Raw genomic sequence first — 25,729 nt, forward strand, 5'->3', positions numbered from 1 at the left:
AGTATGTTGTAGTAAAGCTGAAAGCCTTATAAACGTGGTACGTTGGTTCATCTTTGTTCCATATAGCTACTTGGATCATTCATTACCGTTCCGGTCTGCGATTCATTGTTGCTATTCATATTTTGCTATTTATTTCTCAACGTCCATTCCTCACAGTTGGTTCAACTGCTGGTAATATGCGCTCATCTGCTGGAAGCTCATATAGATAAATGGCAGCACCAGATAGATAAAGGTCAATACAGTCATCGGCGCGAAGCCAATGATACGCCCCCACTCGGACTTGGTATCGATCATGCGCTCATAATCCTGCTTACGCTTCTCAAAATTGTAATTGCGTTCATTTTCCAGATCGTCAAACGCTTCCTTGATCGGAATGCGCTCCACGGACAAAATCAGCTTGTCGATGGTTCGTGCTAACGGGATAAAGGGCGCATCTTGCTTCAGCACTTCCAGCGCCTGCTCCGCTCCACTTTCAAAATCCAGCACCGCCTTATGTAGCGGCTCACGGAAAATGGTTGAGAACCGTTCCATCCATTCCAGCATCATATCAACTGACATGCGATCAATCTGACACAGCATAGCGATAATCGTGTGGAATTGATCGACTTCATTTTGCATATCGATATACCGCACTTTTTTCTGAAATAGCAGCATCGCATAAGGAATCAGATAGCCGCCATAGGCGATTGCCGCTGCCAATAGTAACTCGTACCATTTAAAATATTCACTTTGCAGCACATGCAGCTTGTCCTCGATACGCTGTGTTGTCGTCAGCAATTGCGAGCTATCGCCCGCCAACTCTGGATCGGCATACAGCAGTTCCATCAGTCGATCTTCCATCTGCTCCGGCTCTACCTGCTGTAGCTGTGTAATGACATGGGTATCAAAAGCGGTCGTCTGCCGTGCCTTGTCCATCTCTGCATCTGACAATTGCCCAAACATGGTGCCATTCTGCGTCGGTGCCTGCAAAATATTGCGTACGGTAATAGAGTGCATCGTTTGAAACGATAGCAGCATCGTTGTAAATAGCGCAGTTGCCAGCAGCACCCGATGCAAATAATGCCACTCCAGCGGCGTTCCTGCATTCGCATCCTTAATCAGCGTCGTAATGCGAAACCGAGCCGTCGTACGCGGTGCTGGAACAAAACGATTGACGATCCACTCTACTGGCTTGAAGGAGAGCAGCTTTTGCTCCCACAACACTTTGCGTACCTTTGCCTGATACAATCCTTCCTGCTGATCCTGCAATTTTTTGAGCAAAATGTATGATAACAGAATGACTGCGAAGATAATGATTTTGAAAAAGAAGCCAAATTTGCTGTCGTAAAATTGCTCCATTACCGGAAAGTTATTCTTCGCCCAGATTTCAATCGGCTTAGTGAACAAGATAGGAGCGATACAGATCGCGGTTAGCCCTTTTAGCAAATAACTGAGCTTGGTACGCTTGAGCAGTTCCAGATTGATCTCGTTCGTCAGCTTACCCATATTGCTCAGGTAGAGCGAGCCATCCTTGACCGTTTTGTCGCCAAATTCCTTGACCAAGTACGTAATCCCAGCAAATGCCTTCAGAAAGCGGTTCGGTGCTGCCTGATAATAGGTTTGCAGCAGCTTTTCCGGCTCGGGCGCGACTAGAATGTCGTGTACTTTCCGTGCGTGCAGCGAAGCTTCATGGGTCGATGATTCCGCCGCATCATGCAATGCCTCTTCGATCATGCCATGCTGCTGATAGCTATGTCGCACATCGTCCATGACCGATTTGAGCTGGATCAATAGGCGATTTTCCACTCGATTCACAAAGGTATCGATCAGCATGCCATTCATCACCAGCGCCGTTAGCGCAATCATGAACATAAAGGTCATATCCTTGTTCATAAACAGCAGCACCAGAATAAAGGTAGACAGAATCGCCAGCGTAGCAAATACGATCTTCATCGTCTCCCGACGCATGGAGAATTCATCATACGAGTGAATACTTTGCAGCCGCTTGCGTACACGCATAATGTAGTTGCGCAGTAGCGGTACACGCATATACGCATGATACGAATCCTGCAAAAATCGGTTATATTGCCGAATGCGTCTGGATTTGCCGGAACCGATATAATCGGCATATGTGCGGTACAGATCAGCATTGCCGTTTTGCATATTGCGGCGCTGCACAAACTTGAATGCAGCCAGCAGCACGACAAAGCCAAATGCTGAGCCAATCAGCACATAGATCAGTACATTAAGAAGCGTCAACGGTTATGCCACCCCAGTTCTCTGCCATAAACTGTTGAAAACGGATCTGATCCGCAGGCTCCATCATGGTCAGCATCTGCTGCTGGTTATAGTCCGAGATCGGATGTACCGCCACATAGCGTCCATTGCGATACTCGATAATATTGCGCCCCTCGCCTACTTTGCGGTTGGTGGAGCGCTGGAAGTATTCCGTCATGCTCTCCATCATCGCCGTAAAGCGCTCGTCTGAACGCTTGGCAGTTTTGAAGCTGGTCGGGTATTCCTGCTCCTGATCAACAATGATACATTCGGTAATACGCTCAATATAACGCGAACCGTCTGGATCGCGGCGCAGATGCACATCAAAGTTCAGTACGCGCACGACCTGCTCCTCCGCGGTTTTCTCATTGCTGAAAATATTTTGCTTGAGCAGTGCGTTACGCAGCGAGTACACCAGATCGCGGAAGGTTTTGGCGTGGTGAGTAAAGATGGTGAACAAACTCGCCACCTGCGCCATTTGGATCATCCAAGCAGCCACTTCATCCGTCGCCACCTCACCGAGAATATTGACCGTACCATCGGTTTTCTTTTGCACATCCAGACCTGCTTGACCGGATACGGTTTCGGTTTCTTTGAAGGTCAAAATATTACGCTTGTTGTAAATTTTGCGTAGATGCAGCTCGAACGACATTTCCTGAATCCGCAATGTGAATGTTTCGTTAATATGCGCAACAAGCGCCATCAGCAGCGTCGTTTTACCAGAGCCCTGCGCACCAGTGATCGCTACAATTCGCCCACCCTTCATTAGATAGATGAGCAGCGATTTGACCATATCGTGGTTGGCAATATTGTCGGTAATGAGCTGATCCAGTGTTGCCGAAGCAGGATCGAATTTGCGGACGAAGAACGCCCATGATTCTGAGAAGCTGGGACGCACCACCACAATCCGGCTGCCATCCTTCATCTCATTGACTTTAAAACCGTTCGCTTCGGACAATTGACCCGGATTGTTGTAGCGGTAAATGTTCTGACAGACCCGCTTCAGCTCTGCCTCCGTGCCAAATGATAGAAACTCCAGATGCACGCTTTTCCCGCGATAAAAGATCCACACGCTATCATGACTGAACGGAATCTGTCGCTCATTGATCGCCGAGGTAAAGTCGTAAAAGTCATCATCGTATTCCACCTGACTGACCGGAACACCAGATACGCCACCACTGACACCGTCGATCTTCATATCACGGATTTCGTCGATCACACTAAAGCCCTTGAATGTCTGATAAATGCGCTGTACGACAATATGCAGCTTGTCCTCAAACCCTAGCATGCCGGGAAAATCATCATATACATGATTGATTTCATCCGTTGTAATAATGTACGAGCCGGAACCACCTGATTCTGGATCATATTTTAATCCTGCCAGTGAGTAATCTTCCAGCAATCGCGATAAGCCATTTAACCCGTGCATCATTTTGTACTGATACAGCAAAATATCGAATTTCTCCTGACTGCTCAGCGCCATTGCATGCTCAAATGGAATGACCTTATTCAAATGATCTTCCGTCAATTCGTATGTTTTGAGCAGCAGATCGTAGATGGTGCTTTTGACGAATAGTTTGGCGTTCAGATCGCCATGCGTGCAGTCTTTGAGCGACTTGATCAGCGTCGCGCGCTGGTTGAGCCGTCGGGTATATTCTTCCTCCGACAATCCGAGATCATCCAATGAGGATGAGGTCATTTCGTTTAGAGCAGCTTTGACATAATCGATCATCGTGGGCAATGTATATTTGCTATTCTGACGATCTTTTTTATCGTTTGCGCTTCCCTTGTACGCCAGCTTGAAATACGCGAGTACGAACAAAATGAGCACAATCAGACCGATACACGCCCGGTTGATCAGTAATGCCATATCGAGGCTAGCCATAATGCTTTACGCCTCCTTTGCAAACATATTATGATCCACCGCTAGCGCATCGAAGATACCGCGGTTCAGTTTGCGTACTTCCTGCAACAGCCCATAGTCCGGCTGATCGCGCTGTACATGCTTGCGTTTCAGGAAAAATTCCACGACACGCTGCTCGTTGCATGCGTCCATATATCCACTGCTATGCGGAATGGTGAATAATGGCGCTTTGATTTTGAACAATCGACGGATATTGGTAGCTGTTAAGCGCGAGCTGCTGTCATATTGACCAATCACCAGCACCACCTTTTTACTATCCAACCACGTCGGCGGATGATGGAAAAATTGACGTAGCATGCTCATATTTTGACTGAGTGAAACCACCACCAAATCGGCGCTATCCAGCATCGCCTCCATTAATGAATCTCCTTCGCCGCTACCTACATCCAGCAGCGTAAGATCATAGGCGCTACGTGCAGCTTCGCAGATCGAACCTGCAACTTCGTGCATGGACATGAGCATATGCCGATCCGGCTTGTTCGTGCCAGGCAACAGATCGAGCGAGCCACTAAATACAGGCGTCGTATAATCCTTCATCATCGCTGGTGTCAATTGCCCAGAGCGCGCCAGCATCTCTAGCGAATCTATACCAAGCTGTGAATACCGAAGCGACATCTCATCCAAGGAGCGCTGCTGACGGCGAAACGCATCTTCCACCAGTGAGCCGCCATATTGCGTATGTGCGACCAGAATCCGGCTGACATAATCCATCGCTAGCACCGCCGCCGAGGACACCAGATTGGAGGAACTGCCTGTTTGACCAGCACGCGCTCCCCAGTAAGCAATTACATTCCCCATACCGGCTGATTCCTCCGCGACATTTTTTTGGCATACACTTTCAACTGCTGCTGATCCAGCTCGCATACATTGCCTGCCATCTGCTGAATCGTACTGCGCAGTGGACGAGAGATGCGCTTGATGCTGACCGTATTGCTATTCTGATTGATAATTTTCTGCATATAATCCATCTCATCGAATGGAATGGTGAATGCCTGCTCTTCAAAAACGACCGGCAGCACATCCAGCATTTTCTCGATATAATCCTCTGCTAGTCCGCTATCCAACTGATGAACCAACAATCGTCCAAACGGAATACGCGGCTGTCTACTATCCCGTCCATGCAGCAGCAGACTCATCAGTTCAATCGCCTTTTCCAGTGAGCGACGTTCTGGTGAAATCACGACAAACCGTTGTTTGAAGCTCATAAGATCAGCTTCGGTAATAAAATCAGGCTGAGAGCAAAAGACCAATACCTGATCGTACTGCTGCTCCTGATCCAATTGAAGCTTCATGTCGCCAAATGCAGCAAAATCATATCCAATATCAAATTCATCGTACTGCGACACCCCCGCTTCGGTTGTCAGAATCGGTGTGTTATAACGGATAAAGCCTTCGCTGCTCGCATCGACCAGCAGGACGCGTCGACCTGCCGTTTGCAGGAATTTGCTAAGATAGATTAGCAGATCGCTAATATCGGCTGAGCCGAGAAATAACGTATAATTCATGGGAATCCTCCTTGCGCTATATCTAATATGGTGGTGCGAATACGTTCTATAGGACAACAGGTTTGAATCTGTGTTATTTAATCAATGGCTGTTCAAATACATCCTGTGCTTTCTGATCGGCTGACGATGACTGATTGCCCCCACTTGTATGAGAGGAAGCATCTGTAGAGCTGGTCGCTGAGGAAGCTGACGACGTATCCTCCTGCTGAATCGGTGTAACGATTGGCTCCGTGGATGATGGCACAGCAGACGGATCGGTGTCTGGTACCGCCGATACTGACGGCTCAGATTGCAGCGTTGGCGTCTGTGAAGTGACGGAATCGCTTGATACGGCACTCGCTCCCGCTGGATCGTTACTAGACAGGTCGGTCGTTGAAGCTGTAGATGTAGTATTCATGGAAGCACTGGATGCCTTCGCTTTATCAGCTTCGCTCATACGACTCATGCTATCATCAAGTGTGGTGCGTGCCGCTTTGCTCAATTGCAGGGTCGCTTTTTCCAATACATTCGGATCGGATTGGATCAGGTTAATCACATCGGTATTCGCCGGATAGTTTGGAATTGCTTTGTCCTGCATATAAGGGTCAGCATAAGAGATCGCGTACAGCTTCGCACCTTGCAAATACGCATCTACAATCGCGCTGCTCATAACTAGCAATTCCGATTCATTGATGTTGTACCAAACATTGGTGCCGGACAAGTCCTCGACCTTTTTCTTGGACAATACGATATAGTCGTTACCATTGGGAAAGCCGATCCGTACATCGACAAAATCGCCTTTTTTCAAACGGCTAGGCAATTGAAGCACATTGTACTCGCGAATCCGCAGATCATTCGGTGTTGCGCCTTCGGCGTACACCATTGCGGGAGTTAGCGCAGTGCCTTTACCCGTATCCAGCTTGATCACTTTGCCGATCAGCTGCTTCGGGTCGGTTATGGCATTGCTTGGTGCGCCCTGTTTGGATACAAAGGCGGTCGTAATCTGCTTGCTGCTAATGGTATCGCCAGCTTTGAGTTCGCCAGTTGTGACGACAATTTTGTTCGATACTGCTTGTTGTTCTTCCAGTGCCTGTTGCGTTTGCAGCAGTTCGACTTCATACTGGGCTTTGACCGCTTTTAACTGCTTGGACTGATAATTGATGAGAAATATGTATCCTAGGGACGATAGAATCGCCACGATCAGACCGCCGATCAAGCCAGCGTAAATCTTATTTTTCATCCGAAAACGAATAATGGACACGTGCTAACACTCCTTAACAAAAGCTGGTTTCAATCGTTGGGGTTGATGCTTCGTATTGCTGCTAGTGCTTGGTATTCATACTGACGCTTGGTATAGACTTACTTTGTTTTTCTTGAGCTTGCTTGGATGAGCTTGCTTGATTTACTCTCCGCCTGCTATCGACCAGATCGGTGTATTGAGTACTTTCTGAATCAATTGCTTTTCGTGCTCAGTCGGTTGGCTTTGCGCATTTTCCAGACGGCTGATTCGGGTTTGGTATGAACCGATGTGGCGGGCAAGTTCGCCCTGAGACAGCTTTTGGCGCTTGCGTGCGAAGATCAATCGTTCCGCCTCGTTTAGCATCATTTCCATAGATGGTGGCTCCTTTCCAGTAGATAGACAACAAAAAAAGCACGCAAAATGTCCTAAGACATTAAGCGTGCTTCGCTTATATTGATAGGTGTTGTTTATTTATACAGCCATCTTATATGATCCTTTAGCACTATGTCAATTGATTTTTGTATAAATATATGATTCCCTCTATCCTGCATCTATGTTGATCAAGGAGGACACTTATGGAACAACCGAAAAAATACCGCATCGGTGTAGAAGTTACACTAGAAATCATCGGTGGCAAATGGAAAAGCATCATTCTGTATCATCTGACCGAAGGCAGCAAGCGCTACAACGAATTAAAACGCCTCATTCCGAATATTAGCCAGAAAGTACTCACTCAGCAGCTACGCGAGTTGGAGCGCGACGGGGTCGTAATCCGGCATGATTATGGCGAAGTACCACCACGGGTAGAATATATATTGAGTTCCTATGGGGAGAGTCTGATTGAGGTGCTGGACTTCTTTTGTCGTTGGGGTGAGAATCATCTAGAACGCGTGTATGGCGACAAGCATTTGATGCTGGATGAATATTTTCTAGACGACCCTCAGCCGCCTACCAAGGATCAATAATTGATTTACAGGGCAGGTACTTCAAAGTGCCTACTTAACATAGAACTTCCTTCCCTCTACAATGGCGTTACAGCTTCACATACCATTACAGAGGATATAGGAGGACATTCCGTTATGAAAACATTGATTGTTGTTGCTCATCCAAATCTGCATGAATCCCGCATCAATAAACGCTGGCTGCAAGAGCTGGCACAGCATTCCGATCGACTGACCATTCATCGTTTATACGAGGAATATCCTGACGGCAAGCTGGATATTGCACGCGAACAAGCGCTGCTGGAGCAGCACGACCAGATTATATTGCAATTCCCGCTATACTGGTTTAGCAGTCCACCGCTACTCAAGCAATGGCTGGATGAAGTCTTTCTGGAGGATTGGGCATACGGACCGGATGTCAAATTATTTCATAGCAAAACGATTAGCGTTGCCGTATCTGCGGGCAGCCGAGAGCAGGATTATCAGGCAGACAGCAAATATCGCTATGATATTCACTCCATTCTGAGTCCATTTGAAGTGACAACGCGGTATCTGAATGCACAGTATCGCAAACCATTTGTGCTGTATGCTGCCGGATCGCATTTGAGTAAGGAAGCGTTGGAGGATAGCGCGCGTCAGTATGCAGACTATGTATTGCAGCCTTATACTCAGGGGCAGACTGTTATCTAAACTTACCAATTTGAGCAGTATCAGCCTGTCGGATCATTGTTCCATTCTCCTCAAAAAGAAAAGCGTATGGCAAGGGAACAAGTCCCTATGCCATACGCTTCTTTTCATTCCATCTGCCAATTGCCCAGACTAGCAATGATAATACGATCATCACACCGCCAGACAGACTGACTGCGGACCAGCCGCCATGCTCCCACATATAACTGCCAACTGACGAACCAACCGCCCCGCCAATAAATGTACTCACCATCAGCACGGTATTCAGCCGACTGCGCGCCGCCGCTTCCAGCGCATAAATACGCGTCTGATTGGAAATCTGCGCGCCCTGCACACCAAGATCCAGTAGCAAAATGCCGACAATCAATCCAATCATCCACATCCCTGTGAATCCGAATAGCAGCCAAGATAACAGCGTAATGCCCAGCATCCCGCCGATAATCCAGTGTGGCGCGATACGGTCCGCCATTCGTCCAACCCACGGCGCCCCAAGCGCTCCTGCTACCCCAAACAATCCGAACAACCCAGCAATGCGGCTATCATAATGATACGGCGCTCCTTCCAGATAAAAGCTAAGCGACGTCCAAAATACACTAAATGCACCAAAATTCAGCGCACCAATCAGCGCCCCTTCGCGCAAAGTAGCATACTTGCGGATCAAGCCTGTAATCGACAGCATTAGCTCGCGATACGACGATTGCAGCTCCGGCTCTACGCGTGGTAAACGACTACGCAGCACGATTAACAATACAAACATAAAGACTGCTGCCAGCACATACATCCAGCGCCAGCCCCATGTGCCGCCGATCAGACCGGATACAGTACGCGCAAGCAGAATGCCAAATAGCAAGCCGCTCATGACCATCCCGATCACCTTGCCGCGCTGCTCCGGCGACGCTAGCTGTGCGGAAAAAGGCACCAGAATCTGCGGCACCACCGTTGTCAGTCCAATCATCAAACTGGCTGCGTACATCCACTCAATCGATTGAGCCGCCGCCGCACCGAGCAGCGACAAGGTGACAATCCCCAGCAAAATAGAGATCAGTCCACGCCGTTCGCGAATATCGCCTAGCGGTACAAACAGCAGCATCCCTACTGCATACCCGATCTGCGTAAAGGTCGAAATATACCCCGCTGCATCGCGTGATACACCAAACGACCGCGCCATATCTGCTAGTAGCGGCTGGTTATAATACAAATTAGCAACAGCTGCACCCGCAGCAATCGCCATCGTCCAGATCAAGCTGGAAGTCAACGTTTTACTCTGTGTCATTACATCGACTCCTTATATGTTGTTGCTTTGATAGATTTTGTTGAGCAGCTGCCATAGCTGTTCCTTTTCCTCTTCGGTTAGACTGCTGGTCAGCTTCTCATTCGCCGTCAATAAGGTCTGCTGGAGTACAGGTTCAAAATCAAGCGCTCGCTTCGTCGGATACAGCAAATACGCACGACGATCATTCGGATCGACTCGGCGCTCGATATATCCCGCTTCCTCCAACTGACGGACTGAGCGTGCCGTCGTTGCTTTATCAAATTTGAGATCATTCGTCAGCTGATCCTGGTTAACACCCGGACGCTGCAAAATCGCTTTTAAATAACTATGATGTCCGCCGCTTCCAATATCATACGGCTTGAACATACGAGCCAATTGCTTCTGATTCAAACGATTAATATAAGAGATCAGCTTGCCGACCGTATCCCTTTTCATATGTGTACACCTTCTCTGCCGGAACCAATCCAGCTTTTTTCTGTTTTGATTTGCTCTTGGATGAAGAACTGTAACAAGAAACATTCAAATTTTATAATAAATTAGTTGCGAACGCAACAAAATATCAGTATACTCAATTTGCGAACTTTGTTGCACCTGCAACTAATTTAGATAAATGAGGTGTATTACCATGAACGAAACCGCCAATCGGCGCACATATCAGGACGATCCCGATATTCAGCGCAGACGCTGGATCATTTTGATCGTTCTCAATCTGTTTACCTTTATGTCTACACTGGATGGCAGCATCGTCAATATTGCACTGCCGACCATTTCTGAAACGCTCGGATTGCCTGTTGCACAGAGCGAATGGGTGACGACCAGTTACTTGATGGCGATCTGTGCTGCCATTCTGTTCTTCGGTAAGCTTGGCGATAGTATCGGCAAAATCAAAATCTTCAAGATCGGCATGGTCATCTTTATTATTGGCTCGTTACTGTGCGGATTTAGCCATAGCCTGACCTTTCTGTTACTCTCGCGGGTTGTACAAGCGATCGGTGCCTCAATGACGATGGCGAACAGTCAGGGGATTGTCACAGACATCTTCCCGCCGACCGAACGTGGCAAAGCGCTTGGTTTGGTCGGTACGTTTGTTTCGCTTGGTAGTATTGCCGGACCAAGTCTGGGTGGTGTGATCTTATCGTCACTGGGCTGGGAATATATTTTCTGGGTGAATGTGCCGATTGGTATTATTGCCATCATCTTCGGCTTGAAGCTGCTACCGCCTGATATGGTGAAAACTGGTGCAAAAATTGATACGACAGGTACGGCACTATTTACCGGCTTTATTCTGTTTTTGTTTGCGGGACTGCTGCTGGGGCAGCAGCTTGGATACGGTGATGGTCGCATTGTCGGCTCGCTGATTGCCGCTGTTGTGCTACTGTGCATCTTTCTATGGGTGGAAAAGCGTAAAAGTGATCCGCTGCTTCAATTGGATTTGTTCCGCAATCCGCTGTTCTCGCTCGGCATTATCTGCGGGTTTCTCGTATTTGTTGCCAATTTCTGCTTTAACATTATTGCTCCCTTTTATACACAGAGCATCTTGAATCTGTCACCGTTTCAAGCAGGTTTCCTGCTAATGCTGTTCCCGATCATGATGGTGATTATCGCACCGATGAGCGGTTCGCTGTCCGATAAAATCGGCTCCGAAATTCTCACCTTTGCCGGGCTGATTGTGATGGTGGTTGCCCAGTTCGGGTTGGCACGACTGCATCAAGGTAGCCCGCTGCCACTCGTCGGTACGTGGGTCGCGATGCTTGGGATCGGCAGCGGATTGTTCCAATCGCCGAACACCTCGCTCATTATGTCGCGGATTGCCCGTACCCAGCTTGGTATCGCGGGCAGTGTCAATTCCTTGATCCGAAATATCGGTATGGTCGTCGGGATTACCGTTGCTACTAGCACACTATTCGGTGTGATGAGCCGCGAAGCCGGACAACGCGTCACTGGGCTGATCCCCGGACAACCGGAGATTTTCCTAAGCGGTATGCACGTAGTCTTTACCGTGTCTGCAAGCATCTGTCTGGTCGCTGCGATGTTGACAGGCTGGCGGATGCTGCGCTCACGTCGCACTAGTGATTCGGAAGCGAATGCTGCGCAATGATAGCGAGTGACGGCAACATGATATGATGAACATACATCCTCAAATTACTATATGAGAAAAAGCAGCTCCCAAGCGTGCTGGGAGCTGCTTTTTCATGTGTTTTATCATCATTTGTTTTGTCATGATTTGTTGTATCATTCCATTTTATATCGGCTTTATATCGGCGCTAGTACAACCTATACCCGCACGATTACTACAAAGAAGTGTATCTGCTTCTGTATGGTTTAGTCTTTCCACTCACACCGTCACTTTGCTGAGTGCCACCCGTTCGCCAGCACGATCAGCAGAAGTCATCTCTGCTTCGACCAGTTCCATGGACAGCAGCGTGCTTTCTGGAGTCGCGCGATCCATCGGCTCACCTGATAACAAATGCTCGATAAAATAACGAAGCTGACGATAATATCCCATATCTGGCGACAGCTCCGCGATATAACCTTGATCATCATTCGGATGGACATGTACCTTGCCCTGCTCATATACTAGATTGCCATGTTCAAAATTCACCCGATACACCATAGAAAATCCATAATCGCCGCGCAGCGTCCAGTCCACCTGCGTATTGATCACTTTGCGATCGGCATATACATAATTAGAGGAGCACATATCATACGCACTGCCCGGAATCACATTCCGCGCAATCGAGGATACATAATCTGGCATGCCGAATATGTACTGCACAATATCGACATCGTGGATATGCATATCCAGCATAGCACCTTTGCTGCGCTTACCATCCAAAAACCACGGAGAAGGCAGATCGCCACCACGGAACAAATACGCACCCAGCGGCTGACCGAATACGCCGCTATCCACCGTTTCTTTTAAATATTCATATGCAGGCCAGAAACGCAGACACTGCCCTACCATCAGATGACGATTATGGTGACGTGCTGCTTCTGTCATCGTTTGGGCTTCGGCTACTGTCAATGCCATTGGCTTCTCAATAAACACATGATACCCGCGCTGTAGTATATCTACAGCCAGCACCGCATGCAAATCCGTTGGCAGACAAATGTCAATCACATCCAGCTGCTGCTCGGTTAGCATTTGCTCCATATCGGTGTATAGCTGGTAAACGGAGAGATCGATCTGCGTGGTATCGGTATCTGTATCAATATTGCCTTTGACATGCGCATGCTGTAATTGCTCCATTTGTACATCACAAATCGCAACCAACTGCACCTGCACCCCCTCCGCCTGCAAACGAATATAATTTTCCAGATGCATATGCCCCATTACACCGAATCCAATCAAGCCTACTTTGATCACGAAATTGCCTCCCTCTTCCTGATAATAGTGACTGTATAGCCTTGCCATTGTCCTCCGCCATCGCTACTGCATGGCAAACGGCATATACTCCGTTTATCCGCGTACTTGAACGCGCTCCAAAATAACATCCATCGATTGCGAGGTGTTATAAATGATCTGACTGCTATGATGTCGATAGGATGGAATCATCTCAGCGGTCACATAGTTGTCGTATCCAATCTGCCGCAGTGCCTGCATCACTGCTGGATAATTCACATCCCCTGCCAGCAAATCCACAAAACCAGCCAGCGTTCCAGTTTCCCGGCGATAATCTTTGAAATGAACCTTTTTGATCCGATCGCCGAGGATCGTAATCCATTGTTCGGGATACCCTGCAAATACCACATTGCCTACATCAAAATAAGAGCCTACAGCTGGTGAACCGACATGATCAATAAACTGCCGCACTTCCAGTGGCGAGAGCAAGAACTGATTCCATACATTTTCCAGAGCAATATCAACACCGCATGCCTGCGCTTCTGCCGATAGCATGGTGATGCTCTCCAATGCACGCTCATATGCCACATCATAGGGTACAACTGGAAAATTCGGTATAAAGGATACGCCGACCGCACCCGGAATAACCAAAATGGCATCGACACCTAGCGCAGCAGCGATATGAAGCTGCTTTTTACAAATATCCATCGCCTGCTGGCGCACAGATGAATCATCACTCGTCATCGAATACGTCCAATACAATCCGGTGGCAAGCCCGGCAATCTCCAGCCCAGTATCATTCACTTGTCGCCGAATATGCTGCCACTGCTTCTCATCCGTTTGCAGGCCAAGCTCGCCTTCCTCGTTCAGCGATAGCTCCATCCCGTCAAAGCCTGCATCCGCAGCAACCTCTGCGCATCGTGCAATACTCCAATCATCAGGAAAAGACCAGATATTAATACCTTTTTTCACAATACCGCCTCCTGTTCATTTGGTAGAAATGGTTGTATCATCAGCGTAACGAGCAAATGATGTCTTGGTTTGTAGACATTGTAGCAATAGAAGCACACGATGAATTTAGCGGAAGGAGAGATATTTTTGCACAATTTCGGTTTCTTGATCCATCCGCGCAGATCAGCACCATTGCAGGAGTGGTCGCCTACGGTTCACTATGCACAATTTCAGAAAATGGCTCCTTGTCTGTTGCCGGAACGTCGTTTGTATGACTTTGAGCTGCTATATGTACGGAAAGGGGAAGCGCGCACTCATTTTCGCGAATATACTATGGACATTTTGCCCGGTCAGCTGCTATTCATCCCGCCGGGCGTACATCATCATAATGAAGTGCTCGGTGCGCCGCATACGCAATTTATCGGGATTCATTTTGATTTTTTGGGTGAGATGCGTATTCAGCGGGATGACGATATGGTGGTACATGAACAGAGAATCATGCGGGAGAAGTTTGGCATCGAGGCTGTCGCAGAGGGTTTTGAGCCGTTATCGTCACAGCTGCTGTATACGCCTTCTCCGCTTTGCGTGCAGCTTATGGAACAGCTGGTGCATGAATATACGATGCGACCACCGGGATATATGCTGATCTGCAAAGGGCTGATGCTGCATATTCTCGGTCTGCTGCTGCGCTCGCAAAAGGAATATACTTCTCTAAAACCGCCCGTGCATGGTGACCGAATTCAGGAACTAATGATGGATATGGAAGCCGAGCCTGCGGCAGTATGGAGTAATCCGCAATTAGCGGAGCGATTAAATATGAACGAGGATCATATGATCAAAATGTTCCGTCGGATGGCGGGCATGCCGCCGGGCGAATACGTACAGATGCTGCGTTTGCGCGAGGCACGCCGTTTATTACGTGAGACGGACAGTACGATTGAGGATATTGGTCGGCAGGTGGGCTATGGAGATATTCACTATTTCAGCCGTTTATTTCGTAAGGTGGAAGGCATGCCTCCGCGCACCTATCGGCGGATCGCGAGAATTTTGTAGCCTGTGTAGTGAAGCCCGCCTAGTGAATACAGTAACCATATAATGAATATACAGTCGACATATAGTAGCCTAAGCCACGCTCTGGCAGAGCTGTATGATAGAGCATACAGAGAATGAGAAGATTGTTGTATTGCTAGCAAAAAACCGGTATCTCATTATCTTCATCTAGCAGCATATCACCCTAACTGGATGATGCAGCGACTGTAAGATAAGACAACAGGATACCGGTTTGCACTGATATAATGAGCTACTGATATAAGGATCTACTGATCTATCAACCTACTCATCCATTGACCTACTGTCTGTACTCCATCTATTCGTGTAGGCTGTATATGGATGTACTAGAATGGCCTGCTTCTAATATGGACATAGCAATTGTGTGCTACCATCCCTTTTAAAATCCGATCTTTATACTTTCGCCTTCCATTGCTACCGCAGGTGACTTGGTCAGAGACAATCGTTGCTCCTCCGAATAGCCTAGCGTTTCGCCATCTTGCAGTACTACATTACTGCCGACCACATAGCTAATAATATTCATCATAAATTCAAACACATCTTCAATCGACTGCTTCGAATCAATGATCTCTAATTCATCTTTGCCAAAATTCTTCAGACCAACCGTATAGGCTCCACTACCGGAACCGTCTTCGGTTTTGTACAGACCGAGGAATACCCACAGCTGAACGGGCAGCTCCTGATCTTTGAGAATCTCGGCGCTTTCTACATAGGCTTCTGCCGACATGACCATAGGCGGTGCATAATAGGCAATCGCATTGTCCAGCTGCAAGACACTGCTGGTCAGCTGCGTGAACAGTGCATGTCCAAGCAATACATCCGTAATGCCCATCACTGTGATGATGACATGGGATTGGTGCGTGGCTACCACTTGCTCCGCTTGAGGCCACAGCACATTGTATTTGCAGTTTTCTTCCACTTCCCGATTCGGAATGACGGCTGGCATATGAGCGATGGCTACATTCATACCTGCCAGCTCAAACACCATATTGTCATCTGGCTGCAAATCGGCAATGGTGATGCCCCAGTGATCGTGCATGATTTGAATGACACGCGCAGCATCGAAGGCTTCACTATTCAACAGCGCGAAGCCAAGCAGCATCGTCGTCTCCTCTGGCACATCGGACTGTACCTGTACCGTAGACTCCGCTCCATGGTCATATCCAAACGCGCTTGGTTGGCTGGTTACAGCCGTTGGCTCCGTCTGACGTTGCTGATTCTGAGTGGTATCATCGTTATCCTGCTTTTTGCGGCGAAACTTATCAAAAAATCCCATCATTCATTGCCCCTTTACTATGTAGTGTTAGCGTCAAATGCTCTTTATCCGCAGCCTTCTGACAGTGCTGGTTATCCGGCAGTTGCACATGACCATTCTAGCATTCATTTCCAGTGTATCAGGTATGACAGCATTTTCCTATCTTCCCACCGTAACATTTGGAAGGAACAGGGAAATCCAGAACAAGACTCGCTACCTGTTCTCCATAAAAAAAGTCTGACATTCCGTTAAATACTTCGGAATATCAGACCCTGTCTATATTGGTAACATCATCAGAATGATCGAGGACAATCCCAGACAAACGCTGATCAAGCATAGCACCAGCAGCACCTGCTGTGGATTCAATCCGCTCGACAGCAATCGGTAATGAATCTGCGTCGCATCTGCTTCATAGATTCGCTGCCCTCTCATCATACGCCGAATCACGACAAAGATATTGTCAAAGATCGGCACACCGAGCGCCAGAATAGGCACAAAGATAGAGAGTAACGTCGCCTGCTTGAATGCGCCATCGAGCGCGATAATCGCTAGTACGAAGCCGAGGAATGTAGCACCGGAATCGCCCATATATACTTTTGCAGGTGGCTTGTTGTAACGCAGATAACCGATCCCTACACCGACTAGGCTGATCGCCATAATCGCAGGTCCACTCTGTCCCTGTGCCATTGCTACGACAAAGAGCGTAATCGCTGAGATCGTCGCCAGACTACCCGCCAATCCATCCATCCCATCGCTGAAATTAATAACAGTTGTCACACCAAAAATCCACAGCAACGTTAGCACCAGCTGTAACCACTCTGGCAGTAAAATATATTCGCCGTTAAACGGATTAGAAAAGCCTGAGAACTGGATACCCGCCATGTAGACGATGAGCGCCGCTGCCAGTTGGACAAGCATTTTGGGTAATGCCGCAAATTCGCGATGACTGACTTTGTACCAGTCATCCACCAGCCCGATGATCAGCACTAGCAACGAACCGCCAAGCACTGCCGCCATTTTCCCCGGACTGGCATCCATAAATGATATGTAGGAAATGACAAATCCGCCAAACAAGGCAATCCCCGCCATTAGCGGCACTGGCTCTTTGTGCAGCTTGCGCTCGCTATCCGGGCGCGGCTTGTCTACAAAATCGAGCGTAATCGCCCATTTGCGCAGCATGGGGATGGTGATTAATACAAAGACGAATGACAGAATAAACGCAGCAATATATTGCATAGTTCCCTCCTTGAGGTTGGACATTCACGCTCATCGCTTGCTGGTTGGACATCGAGATACAAAACGCATGGTGTTAATTCACGGTCAGTAGGTCTAAATTACATATACAGCGAAATGACGGCGAGGGCAATATGGCAAATCTGATATTTCTGTCAGAATTGTTTTGGGAGTGGTTGGGGGTGAGATGATGAGCAGCATTCACTGCGGGAAGGAATAAGGGAACGGGACTCCGGTGGAGATACGAGAATCTACGGAATTGGGAGATACTTGTAGATTCTCGCATCTCCAAAGTCGCCCTTTTCCCTTATTTCCTTCCCTCCGTTCCGTGCTTGCCCACCATCCCAACTCGCCATACCAAGCAAAAAATTCTTTTGGATGGGGGAGTTGGGGGAATAGAGATTTTTAGGGGATTGTGTTTGGGGATGGGGTTTTGAATGTGAGGTGTTGGTGGTATGCTTTGTTTGGCAAGGTTTTTATACATAATATGGAATTTGATTGAGATTTTGAATGGCATGAGAATGGAGTGTTAGAGTTGATAGTGTTTTGGAATACTTGTCTGACTGTTGGGTTTAGTTGGATGCGGAAAGGAGTAGATTGAGGTGTGGAGGTTATTGGGTGGTAGGTTGAGTGGATTGGGGAAGGTTTTGGTTGGGGGTGGGATTGTGGTTGTGTTGGGGATGGGGAGTTGGGTTGGGTACGTTGATGCGGGTGGGGTTCCTGATGAGGTGCGGGGGAAGATTGAGCAGGAATTGCGGAATTCGCAGACACAGGTTCATATTCTTGGGCAGAATCAGGGTGTGCAAGGGCATGAGAATCTTCCGGTTCGTGAGGATACATATACGTTAGGTGAAGGGTATCGGTATTATGTTTTGGATGGCATGGCGATAGAGCAGCTGGGTGGGCAGGCAGATGAACGTGGGATTTCTTCGGATCAGGTGCTGGATATGGCGGGGTATGTGTTTACGACGCAGTATCGGGGGAAGGATCAGTCATTGCTATATGCGTCTACTCCGCCAAAATATGATGAGATTACGATGGTGGCGACGTCGGAAGGATTTTCGGAGAAGGATTTTACAGGACCGCTACGGCATGCGATGGCTTGGAGTCAGTATGATACGAAGGGTATGTTGATTGACGATCAGCGTACGGGGATTAAGGCATTGGTTACTCATATGGATGGTCAGGAGCAGGTGATGCTACTGCAAAATAGTATGTTGTTGAAGATGAAGCAATTTGATACGTTGACGCTACAGGCATTTGTACATCGATTATGGAATGCGGAACAAACGCGCGCGGATGAGCAACTTGCAGCGGGACAGGAACGGAATGATGGTCGTGCTGGTGAGATGTCTGGTTCCGCTGGATCTGGGATGAATGTAGATGGTGTAGCGAATGAGGATGAGAGTAATACTGCGCTTAGAATGATGTGGGGTTGGGTTGCTGGGGGAATATTGATTGTAGGGTTTGCGGGATGGTGGGTTGCTCGTAGAGTTGGGAATCATCGTCGGCAGAAATGAATTGCGATAGAGCATTAAGTTCCAATCCATATCTATAGGATCGAGATTGGTATATGTATCTGTAGCGCGATCGGTATATGTATTGGTCTATGTATCTATAGCGGTATTTGTATTTATGAAATCATAAAAAATGTTGTGATTGTTCTCTACTCTATTTACGGGGAATTGGGCAATGGTGTGGGACAATACAAAAAAGGGATACCTGCTGGAATAGCGGGTGTCCCTTTTTGATGGAATGTTTGGTTAGAACCATTCCGCGTCCCAAGTCACTTAGGCTTCTTCGAAGATTTTTTCGACCTGTGGCATGATGTCGTCCCAGCTTGCATCGGGCAGTTTGCTGACAGTTACGAAGTCGCGCATACCGAAGATGTTGTCTACGCCGTCGATATTCACGAGCGCTTGTGCCAGTGCGTGATCCGTTGTATCGCCAGCTTTCACGGACTTGCTACCTGCACCTTCGAAGATCGTTTGGTCTGCGTTGATTTTTACAGCATTGGGGTTAGGTGTTGGTTGTACTTGGATTTGAATCGCCATGGGTGTCATTCTCCTTTGCATCCTATAGTGGTGTATGGGCAGTCAGGAATTGCGTTTGTTGTTACGTGTGTTGGCTTTTGGCTTGTCTTTTTTCGGGTTGATCGTCAGATCAAGACTTTCCCAGCGACCGCGCAGCCAGTTATCGAATTCGTCGCCTTTTTCGCCTTCATAGGCGTTGTAGATGTCGGCACGCATTTTGTTCAGCTTGTCTTTGAAGTCCTCGTAGCTATGATCAGCAGGCAAGCTTTTTTTGATACGGATCAGCGTTTTGGTCATGTGGTTGAACAGTTCGCCACCTTGACGTTCCGGCAATTCCACTTCTTGTCCTAGTTGACGTAGCTGCTCATATGCTTCCTGACGCACTGCTGTTACTGGATCATTGTGCAGCAAATGTTGCAGCAGATCGATCACTGGTGGCTGATTGTACTGACCCAGTTCGCGTGCAGCTTGCTGGCGGCGCTGCCAATCCGATTGACGATGCGCATCCTTTTTCAGCTGGCTATAGTTTTCCGGCAGTTCATATTGTCGGGCAGACACAGCCTGCTCCTGTTGTTCTTCATTGAATTCGTTACTCAAAATATTCATTTCCTCTCTGTGCTTCATCACATGAAGCGTGCATTGTTCCAGCCTCTATATTAGCATACTTACCACGCTTGCAGCATATCAACACCAAAATGCGCATAATCCTTTTTACAGCATACCCGATTTCATGGAAGTGACTTTTGTAATTATGGTACGATACAGCTATACATAGACCTACAGGAGGAACGATTGTGTTTAGAAAAATACTACGCTTATTCCCCATTTTGATCTTTCTATTTCCTGCTATTTTGTTGAGCTACTTCGTGTGGAACGATTATAAGGATAGCTTGAGTCCCGAAACGTTCAAGCAGTATACGAATGAGATCAGCGATATTTTTTATGTCGATCAGGGAAATCGTGTCATCGCGCTCTCTCCCTCCACCTCAGATAACCAGCTGAAGGCGTATCTCTACCAAGCCGACGGCTCGCAATATGAGGGTGAGATGAACATGAGTTCGAATGTTTTCATGGAGCATCTGGCAGCCTACCAGAAGGGGCAGCTTCTTCTTGCTGTCAAAGGTCAAACGGACGATGCCCATGCCTACCTGCTGGATACGGCAACCAAGCAGCTTACCAATCTTATCGACCAGTCTGTGCCGATTGGCGGCTATCTCAGTTCGGACAGCAACATCTGGCGTAATCAAATCATTTTCGCACAGGCAGACCAGAGTGGACAAAAGGAGGCTTTTATCGCATGGATTGCCCAAGGCAAATTCCATTCTATCAACTTGCAAGATGGCAGTTATTTTAAAGGGCAGCGTCCAGTCAGAATCGATGCGGTTGACGATACATTTGACGATGCAGGCGGCACCATTCCGATGTTCCAAATATCGCTGGTAGACTCCACCACCGCTTACATTAGCGGCATTCGAGATGACAAAGGTGAGATCGACGTGTACTACCATCCTGAAAAGGAAGAAACTCCTTTCGAGGCGGAAGATCTGGCACAGCTGCAATTCCGCAAGCACTTTGGTACGCAGTCGCGCCCGACGATCAAGATCGACAGCACGTATCCGTCACAGGCGTACACGTATTCACAGGACGATGACCGATTACAGGCTGTGCCTACGCCCAAGCCAGTCTATGAGCCGAAGCTCTTTTTACTAAATGACAATGAGATTCTCATCGCTGGTTCCACAACACCAGACCCAGTCAAGGGCAAACGCAGCGGTTATGTATATAACGAACAAACCAAAGCATCCACCGATGTCTCTGCCCTGCTAGTCGGCTTGAGCACAGAAGACTTGAAAAACAGCAGCCTGCAATTTTACAAGGAATTCAACAGCCCACAGCTCTACTATTCGTATGAAGATCATGGTGGCGGCTGGTTGAATACCAAGACGAACAAAATGGCTTCGCTGCAAACCAAAACGGTACAAAACTGGCAGCTGAACGGACAAACAGGAGCAGTGAGCGATTCGCCATCGTTGCACGGATTTTTGGCTTTTGTTCGTCAAGGTGGAGCGCTGGTGATCAACTGGTTTATCTGGCTTGCCCTTCCGGTACTGCTGTTTGTCGTGCCGCTCATTCTGAGTCCGCTGATGCGCTCTCGGAAGAAACGGCAGCTTGCCAGAGGCGTTGTGCTGGATGCGGTGATTACCCGAATGAAGGAAACCAGCACCCGAATCAATGACCAGCCATTGGTCGACTTTACGATTTCGTTTTCGTTCGAAGGACAGCCGCGTGAGCTGCATATACGCAAAGTCATCTCGCTGCTGAATGCTCCATCTGTCGGTGATACGGTCATGATCAGCTATGATCCAGCACGCAACAAAGCGATATTTATTACCGAACAGGACGATGTTCTGTTGCCAGAAGATGCTGACGAACCGGAATGGATTTATAATGCCACACTTCAGCGGATCGATCGCATCGATACTGTACAGCGTGGAGAAGCGTTGCTGCTGCATTTTGAAGCCGATGGAGATCATTATGCCATTCCTGTTGTTCAGCCTGTCGGATTCACCTATCGGACATGGGAACAGGCGACCCTCGCTATTATTGGCGGTGTGCCGCGTCTATTCCGCTACGGCTCCACTCAGCCGTATCGTCCAGAGGATCATCTGACCCTGCAAGGCGAACTGATCTACAGCAAGCCGTATCCGCTGCGCAGTGGAGATCGCCAGCTGGTGCTGATGGAAATCTCCATTCAGGCAGGTGAGAATGTGATCAAGCGGATGAATAGTCTATTCGTACAGGAAGCGATGCTGACTACATTGCGGACGGGGATGACGATCCCAGTTAGCATCAATCGGTATGAATTGGAGCGTGAAATTCGTCTACTGCGCGGCAAGCAGGGCAGTGCCATCGTGCAGCGAGTGGAATTCCAAGGAACGGTTGGCGAACGTCCCTATGCGCTCATTACTGTGCAGCGTCATGGACGGGATTATCAAATTGAACAGTCGATTGAACCACTGTTCGGCGTGCAGATCGGCGACGAATTGTGGATAGCTTATGATGAACAATCACAGGACGCGGTCATTGTAAAATATGCTTCTACCTGATCATAAGAACGTCCAGCGATACAGCAGCTCAAGATGATGCTTTACTGTTATTGCTTTACTGTTATTGCTTTACTGTTATTGCTTTACTGTTATTGCTTTACTGTTATTGCTTTACTGTTATTGCTTTACTGTTATTGCTTTACTCTCATAGCCTTACTTTCACACCATTGCTCACAATAGCGATGCCACCAATCAACGGAACGGGCTAAGCTTGAACAGACCGATGTCTGCAATAATATCGCGGATACGGGCGATCTGCTGTTTCGCCTCATCTGCTGCACGGGATGCCGGATATTGTTCCGAGCCGCCCAACAGCTCTAGCTTAATGAGTCGCATCAGATGAATGAGTCGGCGATTCGCTTCACCTGCTGGATCATCGGCAGAGATTTGGCGTTCGAGATCACTCGACTGCACCATGTCTCCTTGCAGAAAACGCTGGTGTACATCGCGCTTAATCTCCACCACGTCTGGCTTGCCCGTGTTCACTGCTGATTCAATCGCGGCGATAGCTTGCTGCTTGGCTGCATCAGCTTGTTCGGCTGGTGCCAGTACGGCATGCAGCACATGGGCAATTTCTATCCATGTCCAGTAGTTGTAGTTATTATTAAAAGGAAGTGCGATGAGTGGCTCTACAATCTGGCGTGCCTTTTCTTTTTCCCCATTCACATACAGTAGCTGTGCCAGTTCAACGAAGCATTGCAGCTGCGCTTTGTCACCGCGCATTTGGCGCTTGGGAAGACGCTGGATATAGTCGGCTAGCGTTGACTGGGTGGATGCAGTGTCGGTATTGACAGTTGCGGCGCTAGAGCTGGCAGATTCGCTAGTGGAAGGCGCAACATTGGATAATGGAGACTGGGCGGCTTCCTGAATGTGTGCGAGAGCTTGTTGTAGCGTTTGTGTTTCACTCATTGGCTGTACCTCCGGTTATATGTATTGTAGGGTCGCAATCTTTTATTCTACTGAATGTTTGCTTACAAAAAATGTTTGCTCACAAAAAGCACGATTGGGATGGATGTATGCAGCAGTCTTGCCTACCTATTAATCTCGCTCAACTGCTACGCTTATCAATGGTATATCGTTTCTCTGTACATCATTAACCCATACAGTATAACTGAAAAAACAAATTCAACTCCAGCACACAACAATCAAAAAGGTCAGAACCGATAGATACATAATCACGGTTCTGACCTTTTTGCCTATGGTATATATCATGATGTCTATGACGACGAGGTGATCCTCTATACTCGTTTGGGCAACCATTTGCTGTATTGACGGCGTAGGCGGTGCAGCTCCTCACCGTGACGCATTGCTTTTTGCTCCTGCGATTTGCCAACTGCGACGATCAGCGCTTCCAGCATAACGAGCGGAGCTGCCATAGAATGGAACTCCCATACTTCGCCGCGTGCCGTGTACAGCGCGACATCTGCTTTTTGCCGCATGTCGCTAACGACCAGATCGGTTAGCAGAATAATGTGACAGCCGCATTGACGTGCATAATCGAACAGCGTTGCCATCTCTGGCGATTCGGATACAAAGCCGAACATGACTACAGCATCCCCAGTACGCAAATGGATCAAATACTCTAGTATCTCATGCCCGCCGTAATCCATTGTACGGACACGATTACCAAATCGAGTGAGCCGGAATTGCAATAGCTCTGCCAATGCGCGCGCCGAGCCGGGCGCGTAAATGTGAATGGTATTGGCTTCGGTCAGCATCCGTACCGCCCGATCAAACTCCTTTTGCTCCAAGCGGTCGGCGGTTTGCTGCAAATAATCGACGGTGTCCATAATCTGGGCGGTGGTGCTACCCTGCTCCTCCAAACGTTCAAAGGCGGATTGCAGCTTGCGTGTTGGCGAAATCAGCCCTTCTTTTTTTACGCGGTTTTTGAATTCCTTTAGATTGCGACATTCAATCTCTGCCCAGAAGCGTGAAACGGTTGATACGCTCACCTCACAAGCGGACGCGATGTCTTCCTCTACCATAAACGGGATGCCGTCGATATGTTTCAAAATATAATCAGCCACACGCTGATGACTGCGCGACAATTTGACATGATCAAAAGTCAGCCCCATCGCCGTCCCTCCCTTATTGATCTATATACATGTCCATCATGTTAATCCTCTATCATACTTCATACTTCGATGTTGAAACGATTATCCGTGCAGTGAATCGACAACCTCGACTTTCTTTTTCAGCATTTTTTTCACCGTATTAGCGGCGCGTACTTGTAAATGTAGAGACGGCGAAATGTGGCGCTTGCACTGTCCAGCGGCGATGGCGGCGCGAATGTCTGCAACCGTCTCATAATTGCCCGGTAATTCGTTGTACACGCAGCCGACTTGGAACATCTGGTGTGCGTCGCTGCCTGCCACAACAGGTACATCGTGCTCCTCACCTAATGTTAGTACTTTCGCGATATTTTCCTGAATACCGATTTCGTGCAGATCTTTGCCATTCAGATCAAAAGCGTCGAAGCGACGCAGCAGCTCTGGTGCTACATGATACAGATGATTGGATTCGCGGAATGGATGACCGCCGATGACCATCAGACCAGCAGGTTCGCACAGCTCGAACAAGGCTTCCAACGGGATAAAGTGATCTGATGAGGTATAGCCTTCCAGTGCTTTACGGACGTTCAGCAGTTGCTCCTTCGGTCCGCTGATCAGGATATGACCGCCCTCGGCAACGTCTACTTCCATACCAGTAAAGATGCGGAATCCGTTACGATCGTAATAGTGACCATTGCATGGAAAATGCTTGTCGAGCGTGCCGTATACATCGTCGAAGCGATGGGTATTGAAGTGCTCGGTCAGGATGATCGCATCCAGCCCGTGCATCACGGCTTCGTCGAGGATGGTGGTGAAATGGTCGATGGAGAAGTCGGTTTTTTTGGACAGTTTGGCGTGAATGTGGAAATCGAATTTCATTGTG

Annotated in this window: 23 protein-coding genes; 6 read left to right on the forward strand and 17 right to left on the reverse strand. The window is 48.1% G+C overall.

Going from position 1 to position 25,729, the window contains the following annotated elements:
- Window positions 1–150: 150 nt before the first annotated feature.
- The 6 genes from ABXR35_RS17655 to ABXR35_RS17680 all read right to left on the reverse strand — a co-directional run bounded on the left by ABXR35_RS17655 (window position 151) and on the right by ABXR35_RS17680 (window position 7,276).
- Complete coding sequence (locus ABXR35_RS17655) at window positions 151–2,238, reverse strand: hypothetical protein (RefSeq protein WP_367063343.1); 2,088 nt, start codon at window positions 2,236–2,238, stop codon at window positions 151–153.
- Complete coding sequence (locus ABXR35_RS17660; RefSeq protein WP_367063344.1) at window positions 2,225–4,141, reverse strand: ATPase, T2SS/T4P/T4SS family; 1,917 nt, start codon at window positions 4,139–4,141, stop codon at window positions 2,225–2,227. The genes ABXR35_RS17655 and ABXR35_RS17660 overlap by 14 nt, the downstream gene beginning before the upstream one ends.
- A gap of 6 nt (window positions 4,142–4,147) precedes the next feature.
- A complete protein-coding gene (locus ABXR35_RS17665) occupies window positions 4,148–4,978 on the reverse strand; it encodes a CpaE/TadZ family protein (RefSeq protein WP_367063345.1) in 831 nt (276 codons plus the stop codon).
- Window positions 4,966–5,685: a hypothetical protein gene (locus tag ABXR35_RS17670; RefSeq protein ID WP_367063346.1), complete on the reverse strand. Its 720-nt coding sequence runs from the start codon at window positions 5,683–5,685 to the stop codon at window positions 4,966–4,968. Before ABXR35_RS17670 ends, ABXR35_RS17665 begins: the two co-directional genes overlap by 13 nt.
- Window positions 5,686–5,758: 73 nt before the next feature.
- Window positions 5,759–6,925: an SAF domain-containing protein gene (locus ABXR35_RS17675; protein WP_367063347.1), complete on the reverse strand. Its 1,167-nt coding sequence runs from the start codon at window positions 6,923–6,925 to the stop codon at window positions 5,759–5,761.
- A 141-nt stretch (window positions 6,926–7,066) separates the two neighbouring features.
- Window positions 7,067–7,276 carry a helix-turn-helix transcriptional regulator gene (locus ABXR35_RS17680; protein WP_367063348.1) on the reverse strand — a complete coding sequence of 70 codons (210 nt, stop codon included), beginning with the start codon at window positions 7,274–7,276 and terminating at the stop codon, window positions 7,067–7,069.
- A 203-nt stretch (window positions 7,277–7,479) separates the two neighbouring features.
- Between ABXR35_RS17680 and ABXR35_RS17685 the strand changes: the two genes are divergently transcribed.
- Together ABXR35_RS17685 and ABXR35_RS17690 are read left to right on the forward strand one after the other, a co-directional pair.
- A complete protein-coding gene (locus ABXR35_RS17685) occupies window positions 7,480–7,869 on the forward strand; it encodes a winged helix-turn-helix transcriptional regulator (RefSeq protein ID WP_367063349.1) in 390 nt (129 codons plus the stop codon).
- A gap of 114 nt (window positions 7,870–7,983) precedes the next feature.
- Window positions 7,984–8,535 carry an NAD(P)H-dependent oxidoreductase gene (locus ABXR35_RS17690; protein ID WP_367063350.1) on the forward strand — a complete coding sequence of 184 codons (552 nt, stop codon included), beginning with the start codon at window positions 7,984–7,986 and terminating at the stop codon, window positions 8,533–8,535.
- A gap of 85 nt (window positions 8,536–8,620) precedes the next feature.
- Here the strand turns inward: ABXR35_RS17690 and ABXR35_RS17695 are convergent, their stop codons facing one another.
- Both ABXR35_RS17695 and ABXR35_RS17700 read right to left on the reverse strand, forming a co-directional pair.
- Window positions 8,621–9,805 carry an MFS transporter gene (locus tag ABXR35_RS17695; RefSeq protein ID WP_367063351.1) on the reverse strand — a complete coding sequence of 395 codons (1,185 nt, stop codon included), beginning with the start codon at window positions 9,803–9,805 and terminating at the stop codon, window positions 8,621–8,623.
- A gap of 12 nt (window positions 9,806–9,817) precedes the next feature.
- Window positions 9,818–10,240: a MarR family winged helix-turn-helix transcriptional regulator gene (locus ABXR35_RS17700; protein WP_367063352.1), complete on the reverse strand. Its 423-nt coding sequence runs from the start codon at window positions 10,238–10,240 to the stop codon at window positions 9,818–9,820.
- Window positions 10,241–10,430: 190 nt separating this feature from the next.
- On the opposite strand from ABXR35_RS17700, the gene ABXR35_RS17705 reads away from it, so the two are divergent.
- Window positions 10,431–11,903 (forward strand): MFS transporter, encoded by a 1,473-nt coding sequence (locus ABXR35_RS17705; RefSeq protein ID WP_367063353.1) that lies wholly within the window; start codon window positions 10,431–10,433, stop codon window positions 11,901–11,903.
- Between the two features lie 237 nt (window positions 11,904–12,140).
- Here ABXR35_RS17705 and ABXR35_RS17710 read toward each other — a convergent pair whose 3' ends face one another.
- Both ABXR35_RS17710 and ABXR35_RS17715 read right to left on the reverse strand, forming a co-directional pair.
- Entirely contained in the window at window positions 12,141–13,172 is a 1,032-nt protein-coding gene (locus ABXR35_RS17710; RefSeq protein ID WP_367063354.1) for a Gfo/Idh/MocA family protein, read from the reverse strand.
- Window positions 13,173–13,265: 93 nt separating this feature from the next.
- Window positions 13,266–14,120, reverse strand: a complete 855-nt coding sequence (locus ABXR35_RS17715) for a sugar phosphate isomerase/epimerase family protein (RefSeq protein ID WP_367063355.1) — start codon at window positions 14,118–14,120, stop codon at window positions 13,266–13,268.
- A gap of 126 nt (window positions 14,121–14,246) precedes the next feature.
- Here ABXR35_RS17715 and ABXR35_RS17720 point away from each other — a divergent pair, with 126 nt between their 5' ends.
- Window positions 14,247–15,152: an AraC family transcriptional regulator gene (locus ABXR35_RS17720; RefSeq protein ID WP_367063356.1), complete on the forward strand. Its 906-nt coding sequence runs from the start codon at window positions 14,247–14,249 to the stop codon at window positions 15,150–15,152.
- 394 nt (window positions 15,153–15,546) lie between these two features.
- Here the strand turns inward: ABXR35_RS17720 and ABXR35_RS17725 are convergent, their stop codons facing one another.
- Together ABXR35_RS17725 and ABXR35_RS17730 are read right to left on the reverse strand one after the other, a co-directional pair.
- Window positions 15,547–16,446 (reverse strand): DUF4261 domain-containing protein, encoded by a 900-nt coding sequence (locus tag ABXR35_RS17725; RefSeq protein ID WP_367063357.1) that lies wholly within the window; start codon window positions 16,444–16,446, stop codon window positions 15,547–15,549.
- Window positions 16,447–16,698: 252 nt separating this feature from the next.
- On the reverse strand, window positions 16,699–17,658 hold the full coding sequence (locus ABXR35_RS17730) for a glycosyltransferase family 4 protein (protein ID WP_367063358.1): 960 nt from the start codon (window positions 17,656–17,658) through the stop codon (window positions 16,699–16,701).
- A gap of 599 nt (window positions 17,659–18,257) precedes the next feature.
- Between ABXR35_RS17730 and ABXR35_RS17735 the strand changes: the two genes are divergently transcribed.
- Window positions 18,258–19,175, forward strand: a complete 918-nt coding sequence (locus ABXR35_RS17735; RefSeq protein WP_367063359.1) for a hypothetical protein — start codon at window positions 18,258–18,260, stop codon at window positions 19,173–19,175.
- A gap of 270 nt (window positions 19,176–19,445) precedes the next feature.
- Here the strand turns inward: ABXR35_RS17735 and ABXR35_RS17740 are convergent, their stop codons facing one another.
- Together ABXR35_RS17740 and ABXR35_RS17745 are read right to left on the reverse strand one after the other, a co-directional pair.
- Window positions 19,446–19,709, reverse strand: a complete 264-nt coding sequence (locus ABXR35_RS17740; protein WP_367063360.1) for a NifU N-terminal domain-containing protein — start codon at window positions 19,707–19,709, stop codon at window positions 19,446–19,448.
- Window positions 19,710–19,751: 42 nt separating this feature from the next.
- On the reverse strand, window positions 19,752–20,285 hold the full coding sequence (locus tag ABXR35_RS17745) for a HEAT repeat domain-containing protein (RefSeq protein WP_367063361.1): 534 nt from the start codon (window positions 20,283–20,285) through the stop codon (window positions 19,752–19,754).
- Window positions 20,286–20,482: 197 nt separating this feature from the next.
- On the opposite strand from ABXR35_RS17745, the gene ABXR35_RS17750 reads away from it, so the two are divergent.
- A complete protein-coding gene (locus tag ABXR35_RS17750; RefSeq protein ID WP_367063362.1) occupies window positions 20,483–22,795 on the forward strand; it encodes a hypothetical protein in 2,313 nt (770 codons plus the stop codon).
- A gap of 192 nt (window positions 22,796–22,987) precedes the next feature.
- Here the strand turns inward: ABXR35_RS17750 and ABXR35_RS17755 are convergent, their stop codons facing one another.
- From ABXR35_RS17755 to ABXR35_RS17765, 3 genes are all read right to left on the reverse strand, one after another.
- Entirely contained in the window at window positions 22,988–23,704 is a 717-nt protein-coding gene (locus tag ABXR35_RS17755; RefSeq protein ID WP_367063363.1) for a DUF6707 family protein, read from the reverse strand.
- A gap of 329 nt (window positions 23,705–24,033) precedes the next feature.
- Complete coding sequence (locus ABXR35_RS17760) at window positions 24,034–24,870, reverse strand: MurR/RpiR family transcriptional regulator (RefSeq protein WP_367063364.1); 837 nt, start codon at window positions 24,868–24,870, stop codon at window positions 24,034–24,036.
- Between the two features lie 81 nt (window positions 24,871–24,951).
- A complete protein-coding gene (locus tag ABXR35_RS17765) occupies window positions 24,952–25,725 on the reverse strand; it encodes a PHP-associated domain-containing protein (RefSeq protein WP_367063365.1) in 774 nt (257 codons plus the stop codon).
- Window positions 25,726–25,729: the final 4 nt, after the last annotated feature.

The sequence above is a fragment of the Paenibacillus sp. JQZ6Y-1 genome (genome assembly GCF_040719145.1).
GTDB classification, from domain to species: Bacteria; Bacillota; Bacilli; order Paenibacillales; family Paenibacillaceae; genus Saccharibacillus; species Saccharibacillus kandeliae.

Excerpts from the sequence above, each read along its gene's own strand:
- ABXR35_RS17680 (WP_367063348.1), bottom strand. The coding sequence starts at position 7,276 with ATGGAAATGATGCTAAACGAGGCGGAACGATTGATCTTCGCACGCAAG.
- ABXR35_RS17705 (WP_367063353.1), top strand. The coding sequence starts at position 10,431 with ATGAACGAAACCGCCAATCGGCGCACATATCAGGACGATCCCGATATT.
- ABXR35_RS17660 (WP_367063344.1), bottom strand. The coding sequence starts at position 4,141 with ATGGCTAGCCTCGATATGGCATTACTGATCAACCGGGCGTGTATCGGT.
- ABXR35_RS17765 (WP_367063365.1), bottom strand. The coding sequence starts at position 25,725 with ATGAAATTCGATTTCCACATTCACGCCAAACTGTCCAAAAAAACCGAC.
- ABXR35_RS17685 (WP_367063349.1), top strand. The coding sequence starts at position 7,480 with ATGGAACAACCGAAAAAATACCGCATCGGTGTAGAAGTTACACTAGAA.
- ABXR35_RS17665 (WP_367063345.1), bottom strand. The coding sequence starts at position 4,978 with ATGGGGAATGTAATTGCTTACTGGGGAGCGCGTGCTGGTCAAACAGGC.
- ABXR35_RS17695 (WP_367063351.1), bottom strand. The coding sequence starts at position 9,805 with ATGACACAGAGTAAAACGTTGACTTCCAGCTTGATCTGGACGATGGCG.
- ABXR35_RS17690 (WP_367063350.1), top strand. The coding sequence starts at position 7,984 with ATGAAAACATTGATTGTTGTTGCTCATCCAAATCTGCATGAATCCCGC.
- ABXR35_RS17730 (WP_367063358.1), bottom strand. The coding sequence starts at position 17,658 with ATGCAATATATTGCTGCGTTTATTCTGTCATTCGTCTTTGTATTAATC.
- ABXR35_RS17760 (WP_367063364.1), bottom strand. The coding sequence starts at position 24,870 with ATGGGGCTGACTTTTGATCATGTCAAATTGTCGCGCAGTCATCAGCGT.
- ABXR35_RS17725 (WP_367063357.1), bottom strand. The coding sequence starts at position 16,446 with ATGATGGGATTTTTTGATAAGTTTCGCCGCAAAAAGCAGGATAACGAT.
- ABXR35_RS17740 (WP_367063360.1), bottom strand. The coding sequence starts at position 19,709 with ATGGCGATTCAAATCCAAGTACAACCAACACCTAACCCCAATGCTGTA.
- ABXR35_RS17670 (WP_367063346.1), bottom strand. The coding sequence starts at position 5,685 with ATGAATTATACGTTATTTCTCGGCTCAGCCGATATTAGCGATCTGCTA.
- ABXR35_RS17700 (WP_367063352.1), bottom strand. The coding sequence starts at position 10,240 with ATGAAAAGGGATACGGTCGGCAAGCTGATCTCTTATATTAATCGTTTG.
- ABXR35_RS17755 (WP_367063363.1), bottom strand. The coding sequence starts at position 23,704 with ATGAGTGAAACACAAACGCTACAACAAGCTCTCGCACACATTCAGGAA.